15 protein-coding genes are annotated in these 21,289 nt (G+C 63.7%); 12 read left to right on the top strand and 3 right to left on the bottom strand.

What is annotated here, in order from left to right:
* Nucleotides 1-66: 66 nt before the first annotated feature.
* From OHL12_RS14390 to OHL12_RS14335, 12 genes are all read left to right on the top strand, one after another.
* Nucleotides 67-804 (top strand): (Fe-S)-binding protein, encoded by a 738-nt coding sequence (locus OHL12_RS14390; RefSeq protein ID WP_263414510.1) that lies wholly within the window; start codon nt 67-69, stop codon nt 802-804.
* The gene (locus OHL12_RS14385) at nt 801-2,390 is read left to right on the top strand and encodes a lactate utilization protein B (protein ID WP_263414509.1); all 1,590 of its coding nucleotides are present in this window, start codon (nt 801-803) and stop codon (nt 2,388-2,390) included. The genes OHL12_RS14390 and OHL12_RS14385 overlap by 4 nt, the downstream gene beginning before the upstream one ends.
* Nucleotides 2,387-3,046: a LutC/YkgG family protein gene (locus OHL12_RS14380; RefSeq protein ID WP_263414508.1), complete on the top strand. Its 660-nt coding sequence runs from the start codon at nt 2,387-2,389 to the stop codon at nt 3,044-3,046. Before OHL12_RS14385 ends, OHL12_RS14380 begins: the two co-directional genes overlap by 4 nt.
* A 105-nt stretch (nt 3,047-3,151) precedes the next feature.
* Entirely contained in the window at nt 3,152-4,363 is a 1,212-nt protein-coding gene (locus tag OHL12_RS14375) for a TIM barrel protein (protein ID WP_263414507.1), read from the top strand.
* A gap of 97 nt (nt 4,364-4,460) precedes the next feature.
* Complete coding sequence (locus OHL12_RS14370) at nt 4,461-5,549, top strand: substrate-binding domain-containing protein (RefSeq protein ID WP_263414506.1); 1,089 nt, start codon at nt 4,461-4,463, stop codon at nt 5,547-5,549.
* A 58-nt stretch (nt 5,550-5,607) separates the two neighbouring features.
* Nucleotides 5,608-6,552, top strand: coding sequence for a metallophosphoesterase family protein (locus OHL12_RS14365; RefSeq protein ID WP_263414505.1), 945 nt, complete (start codon nt 5,608-5,610; stop codon nt 6,550-6,552).
* Between the two features lie 100 nt (nt 6,553-6,652).
* Nucleotides 6,653-8,878, top strand: a complete 2,226-nt coding sequence (locus tag OHL12_RS14360; RefSeq protein ID WP_263414504.1) for a bifunctional rhamnulose-1-phosphate aldolase/short-chain dehydrogenase — start codon at nt 6,653-6,655, stop codon at nt 8,876-8,878.
* Nucleotides 8,879-8,880: 2 nt separating this feature from the next.
* Complete coding sequence (locus OHL12_RS14355) at nt 8,881-10,344, top strand: rhamnulokinase (protein WP_263414503.1); 1,464 nt, start codon at nt 8,881-8,883, stop codon at nt 10,342-10,344.
* 48 nt (nt 10,345-10,392) lie between these two features.
* Nucleotides 10,393-12,075, top strand: a complete 1,683-nt coding sequence (locus OHL12_RS14350; RefSeq protein WP_263414502.1) for a rhamnogalacturonidase — start codon at nt 10,393-10,395, stop codon at nt 12,073-12,075.
* Nucleotides 12,056-14,770: a glycosyl hydrolase gene (locus tag OHL12_RS14345; protein WP_263414501.1), complete on the top strand. Its 2,715-nt coding sequence runs from the start codon at nt 12,056-12,058 to the stop codon at nt 14,768-14,770. The genes OHL12_RS14350 and OHL12_RS14345 overlap by 20 nt, the downstream gene beginning before the upstream one ends.
* 94 nt (nt 14,771-14,864) lie before the next feature.
* On the top strand, nt 14,865-16,073 hold the full coding sequence (locus OHL12_RS14340) for a hypothetical protein (RefSeq protein ID WP_263414500.1): 1,209 nt from the start codon (nt 14,865-14,867) through the stop codon (nt 16,071-16,073).
* Between the two features lie 62 nt (nt 16,074-16,135).
* The gene (locus OHL12_RS14335) at nt 16,136-17,578 is read left to right on the top strand and encodes a hypothetical protein (RefSeq protein WP_263414499.1); all 1,443 of its coding nucleotides are present in this window, start codon (nt 16,136-16,138) and stop codon (nt 17,576-17,578) included.
* 108 nt (nt 17,579-17,686) lie between these two features.
* Here OHL12_RS14335 and OHL12_RS14330 read toward each other — a convergent pair whose 3' ends face one another.
* The 3 genes from OHL12_RS14330 to OHL12_RS14320 are packed head-to-tail and all read right to left on the bottom strand — an operon-like array spanning nt 17,687 to nt 21,232.
* Nucleotides 17,687-19,450 carry a GMC family oxidoreductase gene (locus OHL12_RS14330; RefSeq protein WP_263414498.1) on the bottom strand — a complete coding sequence of 588 codons (1,764 nt, stop codon included), beginning with the start codon at nt 19,448-19,450 and terminating at the stop codon, nt 17,687-17,689.
* Between the two features lie 52 nt (nt 19,451-19,502).
* Nucleotides 19,503-20,258 carry a gluconate 2-dehydrogenase subunit 3 family protein gene (locus tag OHL12_RS14325; RefSeq protein ID WP_263414497.1) on the bottom strand — a complete coding sequence of 252 codons (756 nt, stop codon included), beginning with the start codon at nt 20,256-20,258 and terminating at the stop codon, nt 19,503-19,505.
* On the bottom strand, nt 20,255-21,232 hold the full coding sequence (locus tag OHL12_RS14320) for a hypothetical protein (RefSeq protein WP_263414496.1): 978 nt from the start codon (nt 21,230-21,232) through the stop codon (nt 20,255-20,257). The genes OHL12_RS14325 and OHL12_RS14320 overlap by 4 nt, the downstream gene beginning before the upstream one ends.
* Nucleotides 21,233-21,289 lie beyond the last annotated feature (57 nt).

Raw genomic sequence — 21,289 nt, 5'->3', positions numbered from 1 at the left:
CTATTGGAACTTTCGTTCATCCGGAACTTCGCTCGTCTGGAACTCTGTCCCGCTGGAGGCGTGGTCGTGAAGGTTGCGCTGTTCATTACCTGCTATAACGACACGCTGTTCCCGGAGGCCGGCCGCGCTGTGGTCGCCGTGCTGGAACGGCTGGGCCACACCGTGGAGTTCCCCGCCGGCCAGACCTGCTGCGGCCAGATGCACTACAACACTGGCTACCAAGCCGAAGCGTTGCCGCTACTGCCGCGCTTTGTCGCGCAGTTTCGGCATGCCGAGGCGGTGGTGGTGCCCAGCTCGAGCTGTGTGACGATGATGCGCGAGCACTACCCGGGTATGGCGCAGCGGCTTGAGAAAGAACATCCGGGCATCGTGGACGAGGTCGCTTCCCTGCTGCCGCGAGTGTGGGAGTTCAGCGAGTTCCTGACGAAGAAGCTGGGCCTGAAGGACGTGGGTGCGTACTATCCGCATCGCGTGACGTACCACGCCAGTTGCCACGGTCTGCGCGGGCTGGCGCTGGGGGATGGGCCGGAGACACTGCTGGCGAACGTGCGCGGCATCGACCTGGTGAAGCTGGACAAGGTGGAGCAGTGCTGCGGGTTTGGCGGCACTTTCGCCGTGAAGAACGCCGAGGTGTCGAGCGCGATGCTAGCGGAGAAGACGACCGCCGTGTTGAACACGCGCGCGGAGTGCGTGACCGCGTGCGACAACAGTTGTCTGATGCACATTGGCGGCGCGCTGCACCGGCAGCGCACCGGCGTGCAAACCGTGCATATCGCAGAGATCCTGGCCGGAGACGAAGCATGAGTGGCGGCACCGCGCTAAATCCAAAGACCGCGCCGCCGTTCCCCATTGCGGCGACCGCGATGGTGGGCAACACGCAGTTGCGCAAGAATGTGCGGCACGCGACGGACGTGATCCAGGCGAAGCGCGCGCGCGTTGTGGGCGAGATGCCGGACTGGCAGGCGCTGCGCGATGCGGGTAGTGCCGTGCGCGAACACACCATCCGCAATCTGCCGTTTTACCTGGAGCAGTTTGAGCGGAACTGCACCGCTGCGGGTGGGCATGTGCACTGGGCACGCGATGCCGCCGAGGCGCGCGCGATCGTGGTGCGGCTGGCACAGGAGGCCATCGCGCGCGGACGGACTGCACCTTCGATTGCAGGGCGACCGGCGGGTGAACCGCAGGGGACGCATCCGGGTGCTGGCGAAGCAGCGGACGGGGTCGCGCTGCAGGGAGAGGTCATCAAGATCAAGTCGATGACGACGGAAGAGATCCAGTTGAATCGCGCGCTGGAGTCGGTCGGCATTCACCCGTATGAGACCGATCTAGCGGAGCTGATCATTCAGCTTGGGCAGGACCAGCCGTCGCACATCGTGGTGCCGGCGCTGCATAAAAATCGTCAGCAGATTCGCGAAATCTTTCTGCGCGAGATGAAGCTGGAGCACCTGGGCGAGTCGCCGCAGGATCTGGCCGATGCGGCGCGGCGATTCCTGCGTGAGAAGTTTCTGCGCGTGGAGACGGCGATCAGTGGCGCCAACTTTCTGATCGCCGAGACGGGCGGCGTGTGCGTGGTGGAGAGCGAAGGCAACGGGCGCATGTGCCTGACGCTGCCGAAGACGCTCATCACGCTGGCTGGCATCGACAAGGTTGTGCCGCGCTTTCAGGACCTGGAGGTGCTGCTGCAGACCTTGCCGCGCAGTGCGACGGGCGAACGCATGAACCCGTACAACAGCGTGTGGACCGGCGTGGGCAAGGGGTATGCCGCCGGTGATGGGCCGGAGCACTTTCATGTAGTGCTGATCGACAACGGCCGGACGGAAGTTTTGGCTGATGCGGAGGCGCGGCAGACGCTGCACTGCATCCGCTGTGGCGCGTGTCAGAACGCGTGCCCGGTGTATCGCGAGACGGGCGGCCATGCGTATGGCAGCGTGTATGCCGGGCCGATCGGCGCGATCCTGACGCCGCAACTGCTGGGCATGCACTATGCGCAGTCGCTGCCGTATGCGAGTTCCCTGTGCGGCGCGTGCTACGAAGTATGCCCGGTGAAGATCAACATCCCGGAGGTGCTGGTACACCTGCGCGGGCGTGTGGTCGAGGAGAACACGGGCGGGCTGAAGACCATCACGAATCCTGAAGCGATGGCAATGAAGGCGGCGGGCGCCATCTTTCGCAGCGAAGGCCGGTTCCGCGCGGCGCAGCGGCTGGGGCGCATGGGTGAGACCCCGCTGGAGCGGCGCGACGGGCAGGGGCAGAAGTGGGTGAGTTGGCTGCCGGGCATGCTGGGCGGTTGGACGAACGTGCGCGATCTGCGCGCCATGCCGCAGCAGACGTTTCGTGAGTGGTGGGAGGAGCGCGAGCGCAAGGGAGCGCCAGCAGGAGAAGCGGGATGACCGAGTCAAGCGCGATGAGCTCGCGTGAGGCGATTCTCAGTCGGGTGCGCGGCATTGTTGGCGAGGCCCGCGATGCTGACACTGTGGGTTTGGAGTGGGCTGCGCTGCCGCGCGCGTACAACGCTGCGAGTGCCGCGGACCGCGATGCGGTGCTGCTCCGGTTGATTGATCGCCTGCACGACTACGACGCACAGGTGTATCGCGTGTCGCCGGAGGAGATTGCCGGAACAGTGCGGGAGATCGTGAGCTTGCTTGGCTTGACCGAGGTGCTGGTACCGGCGGGGCTCGCCCAGGGATGGTTGCCGGACGGCGTTGCTTTTGTGAAGGACGAGGGCTTCTCTCCGCGCGAACTGGACCGGTTTACGGCGGTACTGACGGGGTCCACGCTGGCGATTGCGGAGACGGGAACGCTGGTTCTGCAAAACCTGCCGGGGCAGGGCCGGCGCGCGGCGACGCTGGTGCCGGACGTTCACCTGTGCGTGGTGCGCGAGCAGGATGTGGTGGCGACGGTGCCGGAAGCGATGCGGCGGTTGCAGGCAACAGCGGAGCTGCCGACGACGTTTATCAGCGGACCGTCTGCAACGGCGGACATCGAGATGACGCGGATTAAAGGCGTGCACGGGCCCCGTTTTCTGCACGTTCTGCTGGTTCGCTAATCTGCGTTGCCGCTGGGCACTTGCGCAATGTGGTGTTTTCGATAGAGAGTTAGTTTCACCAATGAACTGCGCGCCGGCGTGCGCGCCGAAAGACGAGTCGAAAGCATGAGCACCTCCATAGCCTCCACATCCGATCTGCAGCATCAGCAGGAACGCATCTTTGCCGCGCTGGACGGCTTTCGTATTGAGGTGCCTTCGTGGGGCTTTGCCAACACGGGCACGCGCTTCGGAAAGTTTGTGCAGGCCGGTGCGGCGACTTCGATTGCGGAGAAGTTTGCGGATGCGGGAGAGGTGAACCGGTTGACCGGCGCCGCGCCGACGGTGGCGCTGCACGTGCTGTGGGACCTGCCCAACGGAACGGCGGACGTGGAGACGATTCGCGGGCTCGAGGCCGAATACGGCGTGAAGGCTGGATCGATCAACCCGAACCTGTTCCAGTCGCAGGAGTACAAGTTCGGATCGATCGCGAACCCGGATGCAGGTGTGCGCAAGGCAGCGCTGGATCACCTGCTGGAGTCGGTCGAGATCGGCAAGGCGCTTGGGTCGCGCGATGTTTCGCTGTGGATTGCGGACGGATCGAACTACCCGGGCTCTCAGTCGATTCGGCGCCGCATCGAGTGGATGGAAGAGGTGCTGAAGGCAACGCACGATGCGATGAACGAGACGCAGCGCATGCTGGTGGAGTACAAGCCGTTCGAGCCCGCCTTCTACCACACAGACATTGCTGACTGGGGCATGGCGCTGCACTTGGCGCGCGTGGCCGGGCCGCGTGCGAAAGTGCTGGTGGACACCGGCCACCACTACCAGGGCACCAACATTGAGCAGATCGTGGCGTGGCTGCTGCACACGGAGTCGCTGGGCGGCTTCCACTTCAATGATCGGAAGTACGCCGACGACGACCTGACGCTGGGATCGATCGACCCGTATCAGCTGTTCCGCATCTTCCACGAGATTGTGAGCACGCCAGGCGAGACGACGGACAACATCGCCTACATGATCGACCAGAGCCATAACCTGAAGGGCAAGATGGAAGCGATGGTGCAGTCCGTCGTGACCGCGCAGGAGCTGTTTGCGCGCGCCGCACTGGTCGATCAGGAAGCGCTTACCGCGTTGCAAGATGAGTGCCGGCTGGTGGAGGCAGAAGAGCTTTTCCGCAGCGCCTTCTGGACGGATGTACGTCCGATGCTGCGCGCGTGGCGTAAGGCGCGAAGCCTGCCTGTAGAGCCGCTGCAGGAGCTGCGTACCAGCGGATATGTGGAGCGCATCAGCGCCGAGCGTGGCGCGCGCAACCAGGCATCGGGTGGCAGCTACGCGTAGAGCGCTATACCGCCGAATGCCCAAACCCTGCACGCCCGTGTTTCAATAGCGAAACCGGGCGTTTTGTTTCCTACCAGCCCGCCACAGGTGCGGAGACTTGGCGAAGAGCACGAAGCGGTTGTACCTGATTCCGGTGTTGAGCAAGGCGCTCGACATTCTGGAACTGCTGCAGAGCGAAGGACAGCCCATGTCGCTGGAGCAGATTCACCGCAGCACGCGCGTGTCGAAAACGACGGTGTACCGCGTGCTGAAAACGCTGGTGCACCGCGGCTACCTGGCACAGGCGCCGGACGGAAGCTACCGGCATGTGGCGCGACCCAAGAAGCTGCGGTTTGGATTTGCCGGGCAGAGCGCGGACATGCCGTTCAGCCAGGAGGTGAGCCGCAGCCTGCATGACGCTGCCTCGGCCGCCGGCGTCGACATCGTGGAACTGGACAACCGGTACGATGCTGCGACTGCCGTGGGCAACGCGGAGCAGTTTGTGCAGCAGCGGGTCGACCTGGTGATTGAGTTCAACGTGGAGCAGCAGGTAGCGCCCGTCATCGGCGATAAGATCGCCGCGGCTGGCATCCCGCTGATCGCGATCGACATTCCCCACCCCAATGCAACCTACTTTGGGGTAGACAACTACCGGGTGGGTGCAGAGGCGGGTGAAGTGCTGGCCGCGCACGCACAGGCGAACTGGGGCGGCCAGGCTGACTGGGTTCTGGGACTGGACCTGCCCGAGGCGGGCTTGCTGGTGCAGAGCCGAGTGTCCGGCGCGTTTGACGCGGTGCGGTCGGCACTGCCCGACCTGCCGGTGGAGTCGTACGTTCGCATGGACGGCCGCGGTTTGCGCGATCGAAGTGCCAAGCTGGTGGGTGATTTTCTGCAGCGTCACCCAAAGGACAAGCGCATCCTGATCGCAGCGGCGACGGATACCAGCGCGCTGGGCGCGGTAGATGCAGCGCGGCAGTTGCGGCGTCACCGCCATGTTGCGGTGGTGGGACAGGACTGCATTGAAGACGCGCTGAAAGAGATGAATCAGGCGGGGTCGCCGTTGATTGCGTCGGTCTCGCACGAGGTGGGCAGCTATGGGCCGAGCCTGATGCAGCTTGGCCTGGCGCTGCTGAAAGGCCAGACAGTGCCGCCCTATAACTACGTGGTACACCGGCTGGTGCGGGGCGCCAACGCAGCTGGGGCTTAGGCCGGTTCACGCTGCATTCACCCATGATTCCTACGCTGAGTCACTGAGGAGATCTCCGATGGATCGTCGTACTTTTCTCGCAGGGGCGGGCGCAGCGGCTGGAGCCACGCTGATTCAGGGCTCGGCCTGGGCGCAGTCGACGGGCAAGGCTGCGGCTGCACCGGCGGTGCAGGATTTCGACTTCCTCTTCTTTACCGACACGCACCTGGAGCCGGAGTTGAACGCGGCCAAAGGCTGCGCCATGGCATTTCGATCGATGCGCATGTTCCCGCATGCGGACTTCGCGATCCAGGGCGGCGATCACGTGTTTGACACGCTGGCGGTGCCCAAGCAGCGTTCGCTCTCGCTGTGGGAGCTATACGACCAAACGCAGCAGGAACTGAGCGTGAAGGTGTACCACACCCTCGGCAACCATGATGTGTTTGGGTTGAAGCCGGCCAGCGGCGTGGACCCGAGCGATCCCGACTACGGCAAGAAATACTATCGCGATCACATCGGCAAGACGTTCTACAGCTTCGACCACAAGGGTGTGCACTTCGTCGTTCTGGACTCGGTGCAGATGACGCCGGACCGCGACTATGAGGGCCGTATCGACGCCGAGCAGATGCAGTGGTTGCGCACCGATCTGGCCGCGCTGCCAGCAGCGGCGCCGGTAATCGTGGTAACGCACATGCCGCTGGTGACTGCGGTGGATGCTTATCTGCAGCGTGACCTCTCACCGAGGCCGCACTACCAGATGGCGGTGGTCAACTCGGCGGAAGTGCTGCCGCTGTTCGAAGGCCACAACGTTCTGGCAGTGTTGCAGGGTCACACTCATGTTCAGGAGCGCGTGGACTGGCGCGGAGTGCCGTACATCACCGGCGGCGCGGTCTGTGGCAACTGGTGGCAGGGTACGCGGCTGGGAACGCGCGAGGGGTACATGGAGGTCAGGGTGCGCGGAGGGCGGGTGCAAACCGGCTATGTGACCTACGGCTTCCATAGCGTGGATCCGCACAACACGTAGCTACGGCATCGCGGGCACGAAGTTTTCCGAATGGGAAACATTTGCCGTATTGGTCTTTGCTGTGGAATCATGATCGGCGTAGTTTCACCAAGAGGACTCCATGGCAGCAAATGCAACAGGCGCGGCGAACAGCACGCTGAAGTTTCTGGAAGACAAATGGGACGACGCAGTCGCCCAAACACTGGACGCGCCGGAGCTGCTGCGCTACCGGTCGAACCTGCTGGGCAGCGATCTGCGCATCACCAACTTCGGCGGCGGCAACACATCAAGCAAGCTGAGCGAGGTCGACCCGGTTTCTGGCGACGTGGTGCAGGTGCTTTGGGTCAAGGGCTCGGGCGGTGACCTGGGCTCCATCAAGCGCAGCGGCTTCGCAACGCTTTACCTGGACCGCCTGCTGGCGCTGGAGAAGCAGTACAAGGGCGTGAGCGAAGAAGACGCGATGGTTGCGCTGTACCCGCTGGTCACGTTCAACAACAACCCGACGGCTGCCTCCATCGACACACCGCTGCACGGATTTCTGCCGTTCCCGCACGTGGATCACCTGCACCCGGACTGGGGTATCGCGCTGGCGGCGAGCGCCAACGGCAAGCAGAAGATGGACGAGTTCAATGCGGAGTTCGGCCACAAGCTGGCGTGGCTGCCGTGGCAGCGCCCCGGCTTTGAGCTGGGCATGATGCTGCGCAAGATTGTCGAAGAGACTCCCGGCTGCGATGGCGTGGTGCTGGGCGGCCATGGCCTGTTCACGTGGGGCAACACGCAGCGTGAGAGCTACCTGAACACGATCACCATCATCGACCAGATCGGCCAGTTCATTGAGCGGCATGGCCTGCGTGAAGGCCACAAGGTGTTCGGCGGAGCGAAGCACCAGGCACATGCGGATCGCGCGAAGATCGCGGGTGAGGTGATGCCGTCGCTGCGCGGTGCGGTCAGCCGCAAACAACGCTGGATTGGTAGCTTCACCGACGCGCCGAATGTGCTGGAGTTCGTGAACAGCGAGAACGCTGAAAAGCTGGCGCACCTGGGCACGAGCTGCCCCGATCACTTCATCCGCACCAAAATTCGGCCCATGTTTCTGAAGTGGAATCCCGCGGGTGACCCGAAGGAGATTCCAGCGCTGATCGAACAGGCGTTGGAGACGTACCGCGCGGAATACGCCGAGTACTACACCAGGCACGCGCTGCCCGATTCACCGAAGCAGCGCGACGCGAGCCCCACGGTGGTGCTGCTGCCGGGCGTGGGCATGTTCACGTTTGGCAAGAACAAGGCGGAGGCACGGCTCACCGGCGAGTTCTACATCAACGCCATCGGCGTGATGCAGGGCGCGGGCGCGTTGGGTGGTGGCGTGAAGTGCGAGGACATTCCGCAGGCCGGTCCGGCCGCAAGCGCGGATCAGTTCACGGTGTTTGACAACTATGTCGCTCTGCCGCCGAGCGAGGCTTTCCGCATTGAGTACTGGGCGCTCGAAGAGGCCAAGATTCGCCGGCAGCCACCCGAGAAGCAGTTGAGCCGCCGTGTTGCGCTGATTGTGGGTGGTGGGTCCGGCATCGGCCATCAGACGGCGCTGATTGCGGCAGAGCGCGGCGCGCACGTGATGATTGCGGACCGTGACCTGGCCGGTGCGGAGAAGGTCGCGGCAGAGTGCGCGGCCATTGCGGGCAAAGAAGCGGTTGGCTTTACGGGCATCGATATCACCAAGCGCGACACAATCAAGGCTGCGCTGGAAGCCACGGTGCAGAAGTTCGGCGGCATCGACATCCTGGTGAACACGGCTGCGATCTTCCCGTCGACGCCATCCGGTGTGATCGACGATAGCCTGTGGGCGACGACGCTGGAGATCAACGTGACCGCCAACTGGAAGCTGGCAGACGAAGCGAGCGCTTTCTTCAAGAAGCAGGGGCTGGATGCGTCGGTGGTGCTGACCAGCTCCGCGAATGCCGTGGTCGCGAAGCGCGGGTCAGAAGCGTACGACGTCTCCAAGGCGGCGCTGAGCCATCTAGTGCGCGAACTCGCGGTGGGCATGGCTCCGCTAGTGCGTGTAAACGGAGTGTCTCCCGCGACGGTGGTGAAGGGATCGACGATGTTCCCGCGTGACCGCGTCAAGGCATCGCTGGCGAAGTACAAGATCCCGTTTGAAGAGTCGGCGAGCGACGACGAGTTGCGCGATGCGCTGGCGCAGTTCTATGCGCAGCGCACGCTGACGCACGTGCCCATCGATCCGAGGGATAATGCTGAGGCCATCATGTTCCTGGCCGGACCGCAAGCGCGCGTGACGACGGGTCACATTATCCCGGTGGACGGCGGCCTGGTCGAGGCGTACCTGCGCTAGCCATGGCCCACACTGAAGCAAAGCCGAAGACGGAAGCCCGTGTGCCGAAAGACACACGGGCTTTGGTCGCAGTGGACCTGGGCGCGGAGAGCTGCCGCGTGAGCCTCTTGCGGTGGGTGGACGGCGTGCCGCAGCACACGCTGGTGCACCGCATCGCCAACGGTCCCGTGCAGCGTGAAGATGGCCTGCACTGGCCGCTGGAACAGATTGTGCAGGGCATGGAAGAGGGTCTGCGCAAAGCGGCGGAGCTGGTACCCGAAGGCATTCGCAGCATCGCCGTGGACGGCTGGGCGGTGGACTACGTGCGGCTCGATCGCAAGGGCGAACCGTTAGCCGAACCGTTCTGCTACCGCGATCCCCGCAACGAAGCGGCAGAGCGCGCGCTGCATGCAAAGCTGAGCCCATTGCGCATGCGCGAGATCACGGGCATTCAGCAGATGCCGCTGAACACGCTGTATCAGTTGTATGCCGACAAGCTTGCGGGTTTGCCTCCGCAGCGGTGGCTGAATCTGCCGGAATATCTGCTGGCGCGCTGGGGTGCCGAGCCCGTTGCGGAGTTCACCAATGCAACGCATACGCAATTGGTGGAGACGCACTCGCATCAGTGGAGCCGCGAGATCTTTCGCGATGCGGGCCTGTCAATCGAGTGTGCGCCGCGCATCGTGCCTCCTGGCACGTTGCTTGGGAAGCTCCATGGGCCGCTGGCTTCACTGTCCGCTTATGCGGATACAGAGCTCATCGCACCCGCCTGCCACGACACCGCGAGCGCCATCGCGGGCATCGCGGCGGGAGGCGATGACTGGGCCTACATCTCCAGCGGAACGTGGTCGCTGGTTGGCGCGCTAACGCTGGAGGCGGTGAATGGGCCAACGGCGCGTGCTGAGAACTTTACCAACCTGGGTGGCGTGGGCGGGACCAACTGCTTCCATAAGAACGTGAACGGGATGTGGCTGCTGAAGCAGTGCCAGGATGCGTGGGCGCAGCAGGGCTACACGCCGCACATCGCAGAACTGCTTGCGGCGGCAGAGCGTGAGCCCGCACCCGCGGTGCTGCTGGATGTGGACGACCCGGACTTGATGCGCATGGGCGAGATGCCGCGGCGCATCAACCGGCAGCTTGCAGCGCGCGGTGCTGCCACGCTGCCCGAAACGCCGGAGAGCGCGGCGCCGCTGACGTCGCTCATTCTGCATTCGCTGGCAGCACGCTACGCTCAGGTGCTGCGCGTTGTTGCCGAAGAGACCGGGAAAGATCTGCGGCGCGTGTTCATCGTTGGCGGCGGCTGCCAGAATCAGTTGCTGAACCGGCTCACGGCGCAGGCCACCGGCATGCAGGTGTGTTGCGGATCGCCGGAGTCGAGCACGCTGGGCAACTTTGCGGTGCAGTTTGCGACGCTGGAGGGCGAGGCGAGTGCGTCTTCGCTGGCGTTTCGCGACGAGGTATACCACTGGGCGTCGCGGCTGGCATAGTCATGTCGCGGTGCGGCGCCAGGATGATGTTGTGCGGGGAGAGAGCCGATGAACGAAGTAACACGCCGTCGTATTTTGCAGGCAAGTCCTTTTGCTGCAGCCGCCGCGTTTGGGGCCACGGCTCCGCTGACCGTTGGCGCACAACAGAACCATGACGCTGTGCTGTCGCCGGCGCACGCTGGCCGCGGCGCTGCACTGCTGTTTGACGTGCGGCAGTACGGCGCAGCGGGAGACGGCAAGACACTGGACACCAAGGCGGTGAATGCCGCAATCGACGCCGCCGCGAAGGCCGGTGGCGGCACGGTGGTCTTCCCCGCCGGGCTGTACCTGTGCTTCTCGATTCACCTGCAGAGCTACGTGGACCTGTGGCTGCAGCAGGGAGCGACGATCGTCGCGGCGGACTCGCCAAAGCCGGGCGAGGCGACCGGCTACAACGGAGAGACCTATGACGCAGCGGAGCCGAAGACGAGCTACGACGCCTACCAGGATTACGGCCACAACCATTGGCACAATTCGCTACTGTGGGGCGAGAACATCCATGACTTCGGCATTTTCGGCAACGGCCTGATCTGGGGTCGCGGCCTGTCGAATGGGCGCAGCCACACCGATCTTGGTTACAAGTTCGTTGCGGAGCAGGCGGGGGTGGGCAACAAGGCCATCGCGCTGAAGAACTGCCGCAACGTTACGTTCCGCGACTTCAGCATCCTGAAGGGCGGCCACTTCGGATTTCTGCTGACCGGCGTGGACAACTGCACGGTCGACAACGTCAAGATCGATACGGATCGCGACGGCATCGACATCGACTGCTGCCAGAACGTACGCGTGAGCAACTGCACGGTGAACTCGCCGTGGGATGACGGCATCTGCCCCAAATCGAGCTTTGCGCTGGGGTACGCGCGGCCCACGCGCAATGTGACGATCACCAATTGCTATGTGACGGGCTGCTATGAACTCGGCAGTGTGCTGGATGGCACGTTCAAAAAGTTCACGGTTGCGAGCGAAGGCCAGATGGATCGCGGGGTGCCGCATACCGGTCGCATCAAGTGCGGCACGGAGTCGAACGGCGGATTCATCAACATCACCGTATCGAATTGTGTGTTCGAGGGTTGCCAGGGCTACGCGCTGGAGAGTGTGGATGGCGCACTGATGGAAGATATCGCCATCACGAATACGACGATGCGCGACTGTGTTTCTGCGCCCATTTTTGTGCGACTGGGAGCGCGCTTGCGCGGGCCCAAGGAGAGCACAAAGGTGGGTACGGCGGCACGCATTCTGTTCAGCAATATCGAAAGCTATAACTCGGCTTCAAAGATTGCTTCCATCCTGAGCGGTGTGCCTGGTCACGCAGTGGAGGATGTGAAGCTAAGCGACATTTACGTGCACAACGAGGGCGGCGGAACGGACGCGGACCGGAACATCGCGGTTCCGGAGAAAGAGAATGCGTATCCGGAGCCGGGCATGTTTGGGCGCATTCCCGCGACGGGATTCTTTCTGCGGCACGTGCGCAATGTGGAAATGAGCCACATCGAGGTGCGTACGGCTGCGCCCGATGCGCGCTCGCCGTTCTACTTGCAAGATGTAGAGCGCGCGGACTTCTTTGCGCTGAATGCGCCTCGCGCGAACGGCACGCCCCTGTTCCAATTGCAAGACGTGCGCGACTTGCGGCTGGGATGGACGCGCGGCGTTGCCGACACGAACCTGGAGCATGCCGATGCGCAAACTCTGGGTTAGCCTGGCGGCCGCAACGCTGGCTGTGGCGGCTACAAGTGGCGTACTGCCGGCGCAGAACCTACACCAGCAGTTTCTTCACCCGCCGGACGATGCGAAGCCGATGGTGCGCTGGTGGTGGTTCGGACCGGCGGTCACGGCAGACGAGATTCGCAAAGAGATCGACCAGATGCACGCAGGCGGCTTTGGTGGATTCGAGCTTGCCAGCGTCTATCCCTTGGCAGTGGACGATCCAGCAAAGGGAATTAAGAACCTGCGCTACACCTCGCCGGAGATGGTCAATATGCTTCAGGTGGCGCAGCAGCACGGCCGCGAACTGGGCATGCGCGTCGACCTTACGCTGGGGAGTGGTTGGCCCTTTGGCGGCCCGCACATTCCGCTGGAGATGGCGGCGGAGCGGCTGAAGCTAGTTGCGCTTGCTTATAACGACCGCACGTCACCGCCGCCAGTGCAGCCCGGCGAACGCCTGATCGCAAAGTTTGTCGCTGCAGGTACACCCGAACATTGGGATCACGCAGCACCCAAAGAGTTCTACGGGAATGCGCTGCCGAGCGTGGATGGCCATGTTCGCCAAACGAATCGCATCTACGACTACGGCGCAGAACAGCCGCATGACGTGGTGCTCTACTTCATCGCAAGCCACACGAAGCAGATGGTGAAGCGCGCCGCGGTGGGCGGAGAGGGCTACGTGCTCGACCACATGAAGCGCGCTGCGATCGATACTCATAATCGCGAGGTGAGCGACAAGCTTTTGCAGGGCTTCGCGGGCAACAAACCGCCGTATGCGGTCTTCAGCGATTCGCTGGAGGTGTATGGCTCGGACTGGACCGGATCGCTTCCGGAGGAGTTCAAGAAGCGGCGAGGCTACGATCTGATTCCGCACCTGCCGGAGTTGTGGCAGGGAGGAACACCGCAGGCCGAAGCCGTTCGCCATGACTGGGGCGTAACGCTGAGCGACCTGGTGCGCGAGAACTACCTGAAGCCGATGGCGGACTTCGCCGCGGCGCACGGGACAAAGTTCCGATCGCAAACCTACGGTGAGCCGGCGGCCACGCTCATTGATGACCTAACGCCGCAGCTTGCCGAGGGCGAAGGCCCGCAGTGGAACCAGTTCTCGTTTACCCGCTGGGCTTCGAGTGCGAACCACCTGTTCCACCGCAGCGTGACCAGCGCGGAGACGTGGACCTGGCTGCACTCCCCTGCTTTCCGTGCAACGCCGCTGGACATGAAAGTGGAAGCGGACCGCATGTTCCTGGAAGGCGTGAACCAGATGATCGCGCACGGCTGGCCGTACTCGCCGCCGTACGCGCAGGAGCCCGGGTACTCGCTGTACGCGGCGGCGGTATTCAACGCACACAACCCGTGGTGGCCGGTGATGCCGGCGGTAACGCGCTACCTGCAACGCGTGAGCTGGTTGCTGCGGCAAGGGGAACCCGCGAATGACGTTGCAATCCTGCTTCCGGAGGACGATGCGCAGGCCGCATTTGTGCCGGGGCACGTTTCGGTAACGGAAGGCATGAAGCAACGCATCACGCCGGAGCTGATGAAGACGGTGCTGAACAGCGGCCACAACGCGGACTACGTAGATGGACCGGCGTTGGAGCAAGTCACTTTGCGGAGCAGAGTGCTGCTAATTCCACCCACCACGCGCATGCCGCTGCAGGAAGCGCAGGCGATTGCGGCGTACCGGCAGCGTGGCGGTAAGGTGATCTTTGTGGATACGGTGCCTTCGCTGGCGCCGGGACTGCAGGATGCGAAAGACACGCCCGCTCTGCAAGCCGTCATCGCCGCACTGGGAAGTTCAGCAACGCGCACCAGCATGGCCGGGCTTTCGGATACGCTGCGTTCGATTGTGCCGGCGGCCTTCGATGTGAGCGCGACGGGTGGTGCCGTGGGCTTCATCCAGCGCAGCCTGCCGGATCGCGACGTGTACTTCGTCGCGAACACCTCACCCGAGACGAAGACGTTTCCGCTGCACGTGAGCAGTACGCATCGCACGCTCACGTGGTGGGAGATTGAGAGCGGCACGACCGCCCACGCCAGCAATGGCGAGACCGTGACGCTGCCGCCCTATGGATCGCGGGTGCTGATCGCGTCAGATGAAGCTGCAGCGCATCTGCGGCCTGCTCCAGAACACGAAGTGAGTGCGGTTCCGCTGACACAGTGGCAGGTTCGCTTCCCGGGGAGTGCGTCATCGGCCGCGGTTCCGCAGCACGCTGTTGTCGATACCGACTGGACTGCAGACCCGGCCACGCGCTTCTACTCAGGGGCGGCAGTCTACATGACTCACTTTGCGGTGCAAAGCAGAAGCGGACAGCACCTGCTGCTCCGGTTTGCAGACGGTAAGGCCCTGCCGGACACGCAGCCGGCGAACAAGCCCGGTATTCGAGCCTGGTATGACGCCCCGATTCGCGAGGCCGCTACGGTCCTGGTGAACGGCAAGGAAGCAGGCGTCCTGTGGCACCCGCCGTACGCGCTGGACATTACGCCGTTCGCGCGCACGGGTGACAACACGGTCGAGATCCGCGTGTACAACACCGCGATCAACGCCCTGGCCGGCCAGCCGCCGCGCGATTACACTGCGCTGAAAGCGAAGTACGGCGACCGCTTCCAGATGCAGGACATGAATGACCTGCAGCCAGTGCCTTCGGGCATTATCGGACCGGTGCAGGTCGTCACTATGCAACTTGAGAAGTGACGGACTGGCGTAAGCCGCAGGCCAAATGGCTTGTTTCCGCCAGTTCGCCTCCGCTAGGCTACCTGTAACGCCTCAGCGCCACAGGAGCCGAGCCATGTCTACGGCAGCCCACCCGACCGCACTTGCCGCGGTTCCCACATCCCGCAGCCGCACCGTAGCCCGCAGTGCCGCCGCCGCTGGCGTGCCCTGGTACATCTGGACCGTGGTTGCTGGCGTCACCTCTGCCACGATTGGCGGCGCATGGGACGTGGCGTGGCACCGCTCCATCGGACGCGACACCTTCTGGACTCCAGCGCATTTGATGATCCAGTTGTGCGGCGTGCTGGCCGGCATCGTGGGTCTGTGGCTGGTATACCAATGCACGTTTCGCCGCGACGCGGAGTTGCGGCCAGCGTCGGTCAGCATCTTCGGCCTGCGGGCGCCGCTGGGAGTGTTCCTCGCGGGCTGGGGTGGCCTCGCGATGGTCACCTCCGCGCCATTCGACAACTGGTGGCACAACGCGTACGGTCTGGACGTAAAGATTGTCAGCCCGCCGCACACGCTGCTGATCCTGGGCATCCGCGCGGTGTCGCTGGGCGTGTTCTTCCTGATCCTGGCGGCAATGAATCGCGCTGCAACGGACGGCTCTGCGAGCTTCAGCACGCTGCAAAAGCTGCTGCTGTATCTGGGCGGCCTCACGGTGGGCGGGCAGATGTTCTTTCTGCAGGAGTACACGTGGGACGTGATGCTGCACCAGACGCAGGCCTACATCGCGATGGGTATTGCGATCCCTGTTGCGCTTGCGGTCATCTCGCAGGCTTCGCGGTTTCGTTGGGCGGCTACGGTTGCGGCGGCCACCTACATGGCCTTCATCATCGGCGAGATCCTGATCTTTCCGCTGGTGCATGCTGAGCCAAAGCTGGGCCCCGTCTTCAATCCCGTTACGCATCTTGTCCCAGCGAAATTTCCGGTTCTGCTGATCGTTCCCGCCATCGCGCTGGACCTGCTGTGGCGCAGAGCAAAGTCGTGGAAGACGTGGCAGATCGCGGTGGTCTCTGGCGTAGTCTTTACTGCCGTGCTGGTGGCAGTGGAGTGGCCGTTTGCCAAGTTCCTACTCTCCAAGGCGAGCGAAAACCGCTTCTTCGGCACCACGTATTTCGACTACAACTCACGGCCAGACGGCGTGGATCGCATGCGCCAGTTCTTCCACCCGGCTTACGGATTGCCACTGTACCTGGGGCTCCTGCAGGCGGCGGTGTGCGCGGTCCTCTCGACCTGGGTGGGTCTTGTGTTTGGCCGATGGATGCGCGGGGTGCAGCGTTGAGGTTGTGTCGCCCTGCTCGGCGCTGCGTCGCCATCTTTTGTGCCGCGCTGCTGCTTGTGTTGATGCCAGCACTGGCCTATGCGCACGTGGGCAATAAAGACGTTTTCCAAGAGGTACAGGCGGGACCGTACCGGCTGTTCGTCACGGTGAGGCCGCCGAACGTGATTCCCGGCGTGGCGACCGTGGAGGTACGCAGCTCAGGGCCGGAGGTAAAGGGCATCTCGATCACGCCCGTGCCCATGGTCGGCGAGGCCAGCAAACACCCGCCCACGTCCGATGCTATGGCGCGTTCCCCGCAGGATCCGGCGTTCTTCTCCGGCTCGCTGTGGCTGATGGCGCCCGGATCGTGGAAGGTGCAGTTTGCGGTGACCGGAGCCGCAGGCACGGCCAGCACCAGCGTGCCTGTGCCAGCCTTTGCGCTGACGATGCTGAAGATGAATCGAACGCTGGGCCTCATCCTGGGCGGACTGGGAACGCTGCTGGTGATTGGCGTTGCAGGGATTGTGGGTGCAGCTATACGCGAAGCGCGGTTGCGCCCCGGCATGCAGCCTGATGCGGCTCGCATTCGACGTTCCTGGGCCGCAGCCGGTGCAGCGCTGCTGGTGGTGAGCGCGGCAGTGTGGGCCGGCGGCAAATGGTGGAACGTAGAGGCAGCCGACTACGCTGACCGCGTATATCAACCACTACACCTGACACCTTCGCTGAGCGGCGACACGCTTCACTTGAGTGTGAGCAGCTATTTGACCGACAACCCGCGACGCGACCGGCTGAATAGTGATTTCCTGCCCGACCACGGGCACTTGATGCACTTGTATGCGATTCGGGAGCCGGGGATGGATGCAGTCTTCCACCTGCACCCGGCACCGACTGCGCCTGGCCAACTGGCCATGACGCTGCCTACGATGCCGGCCGGTACCTATCGCCTGTTTGGCGACATTGTGCACCGCAACGGCCTGCCCGAAACCCTGATCACGGAGTTGAACGTACCCGAGGGCTTTCACGGTGGGATGCTGAGCCCTGAGGACGCGAGTGCGCTGACGTCGCCTGTTTCGGAGAACGAGCTCGGTCCTTCCTTTCACCTGCCGGATGGCTACACCATGCGCTGGGACCGTCCGGCGCGGTTACGCGCCGGTCAGCCCGTGCGGTTCCGCTTCACGCTGCTGGACCCGCAAGGCAAGCCCGCGAGCGACACGCTGCCCTACCTCGGCATGGCTGGGCATGCCGCGTTCGTGAAGGCGGACTTCAGCGCTTTCGCGCACACGCACCCGGAGGGCTCCGCGCCCATGCAGTCGCTGGAGGTCGCGAACGAGGGCGGTATGGGAGCCATGAGCGGCATGGACCAGATGGCGCTTGGCGGGAACGCTGATGCCTCCAAGCCGATCGCGCCGACAGTGGAGTTCCCGTACGGCTTTCCCAGTGCCGGGCGTTACCGCATCTTTGTGCAGATGAAGCACGGGGCAACGGTGGAAACCGGCGTGTTCGACGCGATCGCACAGGCAAACTAACGCGAAACGCGCCTTGCACGAAGGCGGAGGTTCTGCCTGCCAGCCGAACGTCAGGTTTGGCGCGCGGAACGCGCCACCCTACATCTGCGCTACCCGTGTCCTCGAAGATCAGCGCAGATGCGGTATCCCGCTGCGGAAGGTACCGGGAGGCGACAACGTCTTGCGGATGCCTGGCTCTTCCAGCGAGCGTTTCGCCCCGCTCTGGATCGCCGAATGATTGCTGATGAGATAGTCGGCCGTGCGCGCAGCCAGCGACTGAATGGTGAGGCCCGGATTGGCGGAGCCCTGCGTTGGCATCACGCTCCCGTCCATGACGAAGAGGTTGTCGACATCCCAGGTGCGGCCAAACTTGTCGCACACCGAGTCGTGAGGCGACTTGCCCATGCGGGCTGCACCCACCAGGTGAGCGAAGCGCTGCTCCTGCACCACCTCTACTGCGCCTGCTGCGCGCATCACGTCCATGGTCTTGTTCTTGCCGAACTCGATCAGGCGCTTGTCATTCTCGTGCAGATTGAAGCTGACTCTGGCAACAGGCAGGCCGAAACGATCCTTCTCGTTGGCACCGGTCGCCAGCTCCACGGTGTTGTCGGCCCACGGCAGGATCTCGCCCAAGAGACCGAACGCGGCCCAGTGGTTGTAGTCCATCATGCTGCGGCGCAAACCCCAGCCCCACTGGCCTTTGGCCGCCATCATCTGCTTCGCAAACGCGATGGGCAGCGGACCTACCGTCTGGATCGCGAACCCGCGCGCGAAGTCTCGCGTTGGATCGGTTTCGTAGAACTCCTCAGTCAACGCATGCGCCGGGGGCGCCTTGTACATGCGGATGAGTTCTTCGAAGCGGCCGAGGATCACGTTGCCGGCCTGCGCCATCAGGTACTTGCCGAGGGTGCCGCTGGAGTTGGCCAGCCCGCGCTCGTGACCGGGGCAGGCCGAGTTGAGCAACAGGCGCGGAGTTTCGATGGCGTAGCCGCTGACGATGACACAGCGCGCGCGCTGGAAGTGCTCGCGGCCCTCCGCGTCAAAGTAGTGAACGCCGGTAGCGCGGCCGTCCTTGCCGATCTCGATGCGCGACACCATGCTGGTATCGCGAATCTCGGCGCCGTGCTTCAGCGCGTCGGGCACGTGCGTGATCAGCGTGGAAGCCTTGGCGCCGACCTTGCATGCCTGAATGCAGAAGCCACGATAGATGCAGTGGGGGCGATCGCCGCGCGAAGCGGAAAGAATGGCTACGGGTCCGCCCGCTGACACGCCGATGCCGAGGCGGGTGCATCCCGTGATCAGCGCGTCGCCGACGGCACCCATGGGGTGCGGCGCGTATGGATGGCCGTGCGGTTTGCCCCAGGGATACCAGGCCGGCCCGGCGACCGGCATCTCCTGCTCCAGCAGTTCGTAGTAGGGCTCGATGTCTTCGTAGTCGATCGGCCAGTCGGCACCCACGCCGTCGCGCGTGTACACCTCGAAGTCTGAGGGATGAAAGCGCGGCGTGAACGCTGCCCAATGCACGCTGCCGCCGCCCACCCCCTTACCACTATTGTTGGAGCCCAGCGCCAGCGGATCCTTACCGCCGATGATGCGCAGATCGTTCCAGTACAGGTTGTGCGATCCCGCCTCGTCGGAGACCCAGTCGCGCTCGGTATCCCAGAACGGCCCGGCTTCAAATCCCACAACATCGAAGCCGGCGCGGGCGAGGCGCTGCAGCAGAACGCCGCCGGCCGAACCCACACCAACGATGACGTAGTCGACAACGTCCTCGTCGCGAAACCGGCGGCGCGGGATGCTGATGCGTTGCATCGGCCCCAGGCGATGCATGCCATCATGTTCGGGCTCTTCGAATGCTCCGCCGAGGGGCGATTTGGAGTGCGGCCAGTTCAACGCGTTACTTCTCCGGTTGCGGTGCTAACAATGAGTGTCATTGTCGGTTATCTCAGTGCGTTCCCGCCTGCCCGTGTGCGGACGCTGTGTGACCGCTTTCGGGGTCTGCGTAGTCGCTGATGGAATCCGCCGGTGCGGTCCATCCATAGCGCTCTTCGTTGAACTCCCAAGGCTCGGGCCGGCCAGCCTCCAGGCGCATGTAGCCGCGCGGATATGCCGGGCCGCCAAAGCCGATCTCATCCCACGCCCACGGATGCGCGTAGTAGGCGGCACAGGCATCGCTGACCAGCAGCGTCCAGAACCGCTTCACATTGAGCGTTGACCACAACTCCTTCGCGCCCGCGGGATGGCCTTCGCTGAGCGACTTGAGCAGGAGTTCCTGCGACGTGACGGTGAGCGAGATGAAGGGTGCCCCGTAGATCTCCTGTGCCATCGCGTCCAGGGCGCGCACGGCCAGGCGATACGCCTCCTGGTCGGGCGGCATGTCTTCGTAACGATAGCCCTCCAACTTGTTCGTCGCGAGGCGCGTATCAAGCACGGGCAGCAGAGGGATGCGTTGCGCGGGGAGCCGATCGTCCTGCGGCAGGATGCGGTCGAGCACGGCCTCCATCACCCCCGCCTCTTCAGCGGTGAAGAAGCGAAGCGGCTTGGGCGCTTCCAGTCGTTGTGTGACCACGTCGCGGGTAGCCGCGTCCCAATAGCGATACTCGCGCATGACGCGCCACTTGGGGTAGTAGCCGGGCTGCACGCGTTGAGGCAGGGCCTCTCCGGTCCGCGGATCGGTCAGCGGACTCTTGTTTTCGCTCATCGTGATCTCTCCCGTCGCACCAGGTAGGCCATCATGCCGAGCATGCCTGCCGCCGCAAACAACATGGGTGCAAAGATCGGCGGACCGTACAGCGTGTTGTACAGCGGCTTCGTGCGGCCGCCGGGTTTTCGAAGAATGCCGCGTACGTGGAAGTACGTGCCGACCACACCATCGACCATGGCGAGCGCACTGGCAGCAGGCAGAAGGGTGTTGGCCACTCGCTCACTTTTCAGCGAGCCCAGAGCCGCGCCGCTCAGCAGCGGCGTAAGCAGGATGGGAGACCACTGCACGCGGTAGGCGAAGTTGTTCTTGTAATGCGAGTACCAGCTTTCAGCGCCGACACACACGGTGTAGGCCGCGACCACAATACAGAAGTGCTTCTGAAAGCGTCCGACCCGGATGTCGTTGCGCCAGTCATCGCGGCCTGTCAGCTCCCGGCCCACCGCAAGCGCATCCAGCACATATGAGCCTGTCTCGCTGTCTTCTTCCCGCTGCAGATAGCTGGCCAGCACGCCGAGGTAAGCGCTCGTGCCGAACAGCAGCGGTGCGAACAGCGGTGGTCCCATGACGAGATTGGTCACCGGCATGCGCCATCCACCCGGCTTGCGACGGATGCCGCGGATGTGGAAGCCGAAGCCCACCACACCGTCCAGCAAGGTGATCCATGACAGCCAGCGCATCCAAGTCTGTGCGGCGCGGCGCGAGAACACGGCCGCAAAGCTTGCGACGGCCAGAGCGCCGGACAGGACTACCGGCGTATACATGACTGGATTCGAATAGGAACCGCGATAATGCTCGTAGCCGACCTCGAGCGCGCTGACCGCACTCGTAGCCGCAACCATCAGCGAAAGCGAACGCTGGAAACGTCCATGGCGCACATGGTCCAGAGCGGTGCGCACCAACCCGCCAAACGGGGGCGGTACAAACTTCACGAGCGCCTTGGGAGAAGTATCGAAGAGTGCCAGAGAATTCACGCGCTCTCCCAAGTACTCGCGCTGAACCTACACGTCTGGACCGTGCATCGGATCCAA

The organism is Terriglobus aquaticus (assembly GCF_025685415.1).
Classification (GTDB): Bacteria; Acidobacteriota; Terriglobia; order Terriglobales; family Acidobacteriaceae; genus Terriglobus; species Terriglobus aquaticus.
Note: the sequence above shows the minus strand (reverse complement) of the source record. Positions and strands in the feature narration are given on the sequence as shown.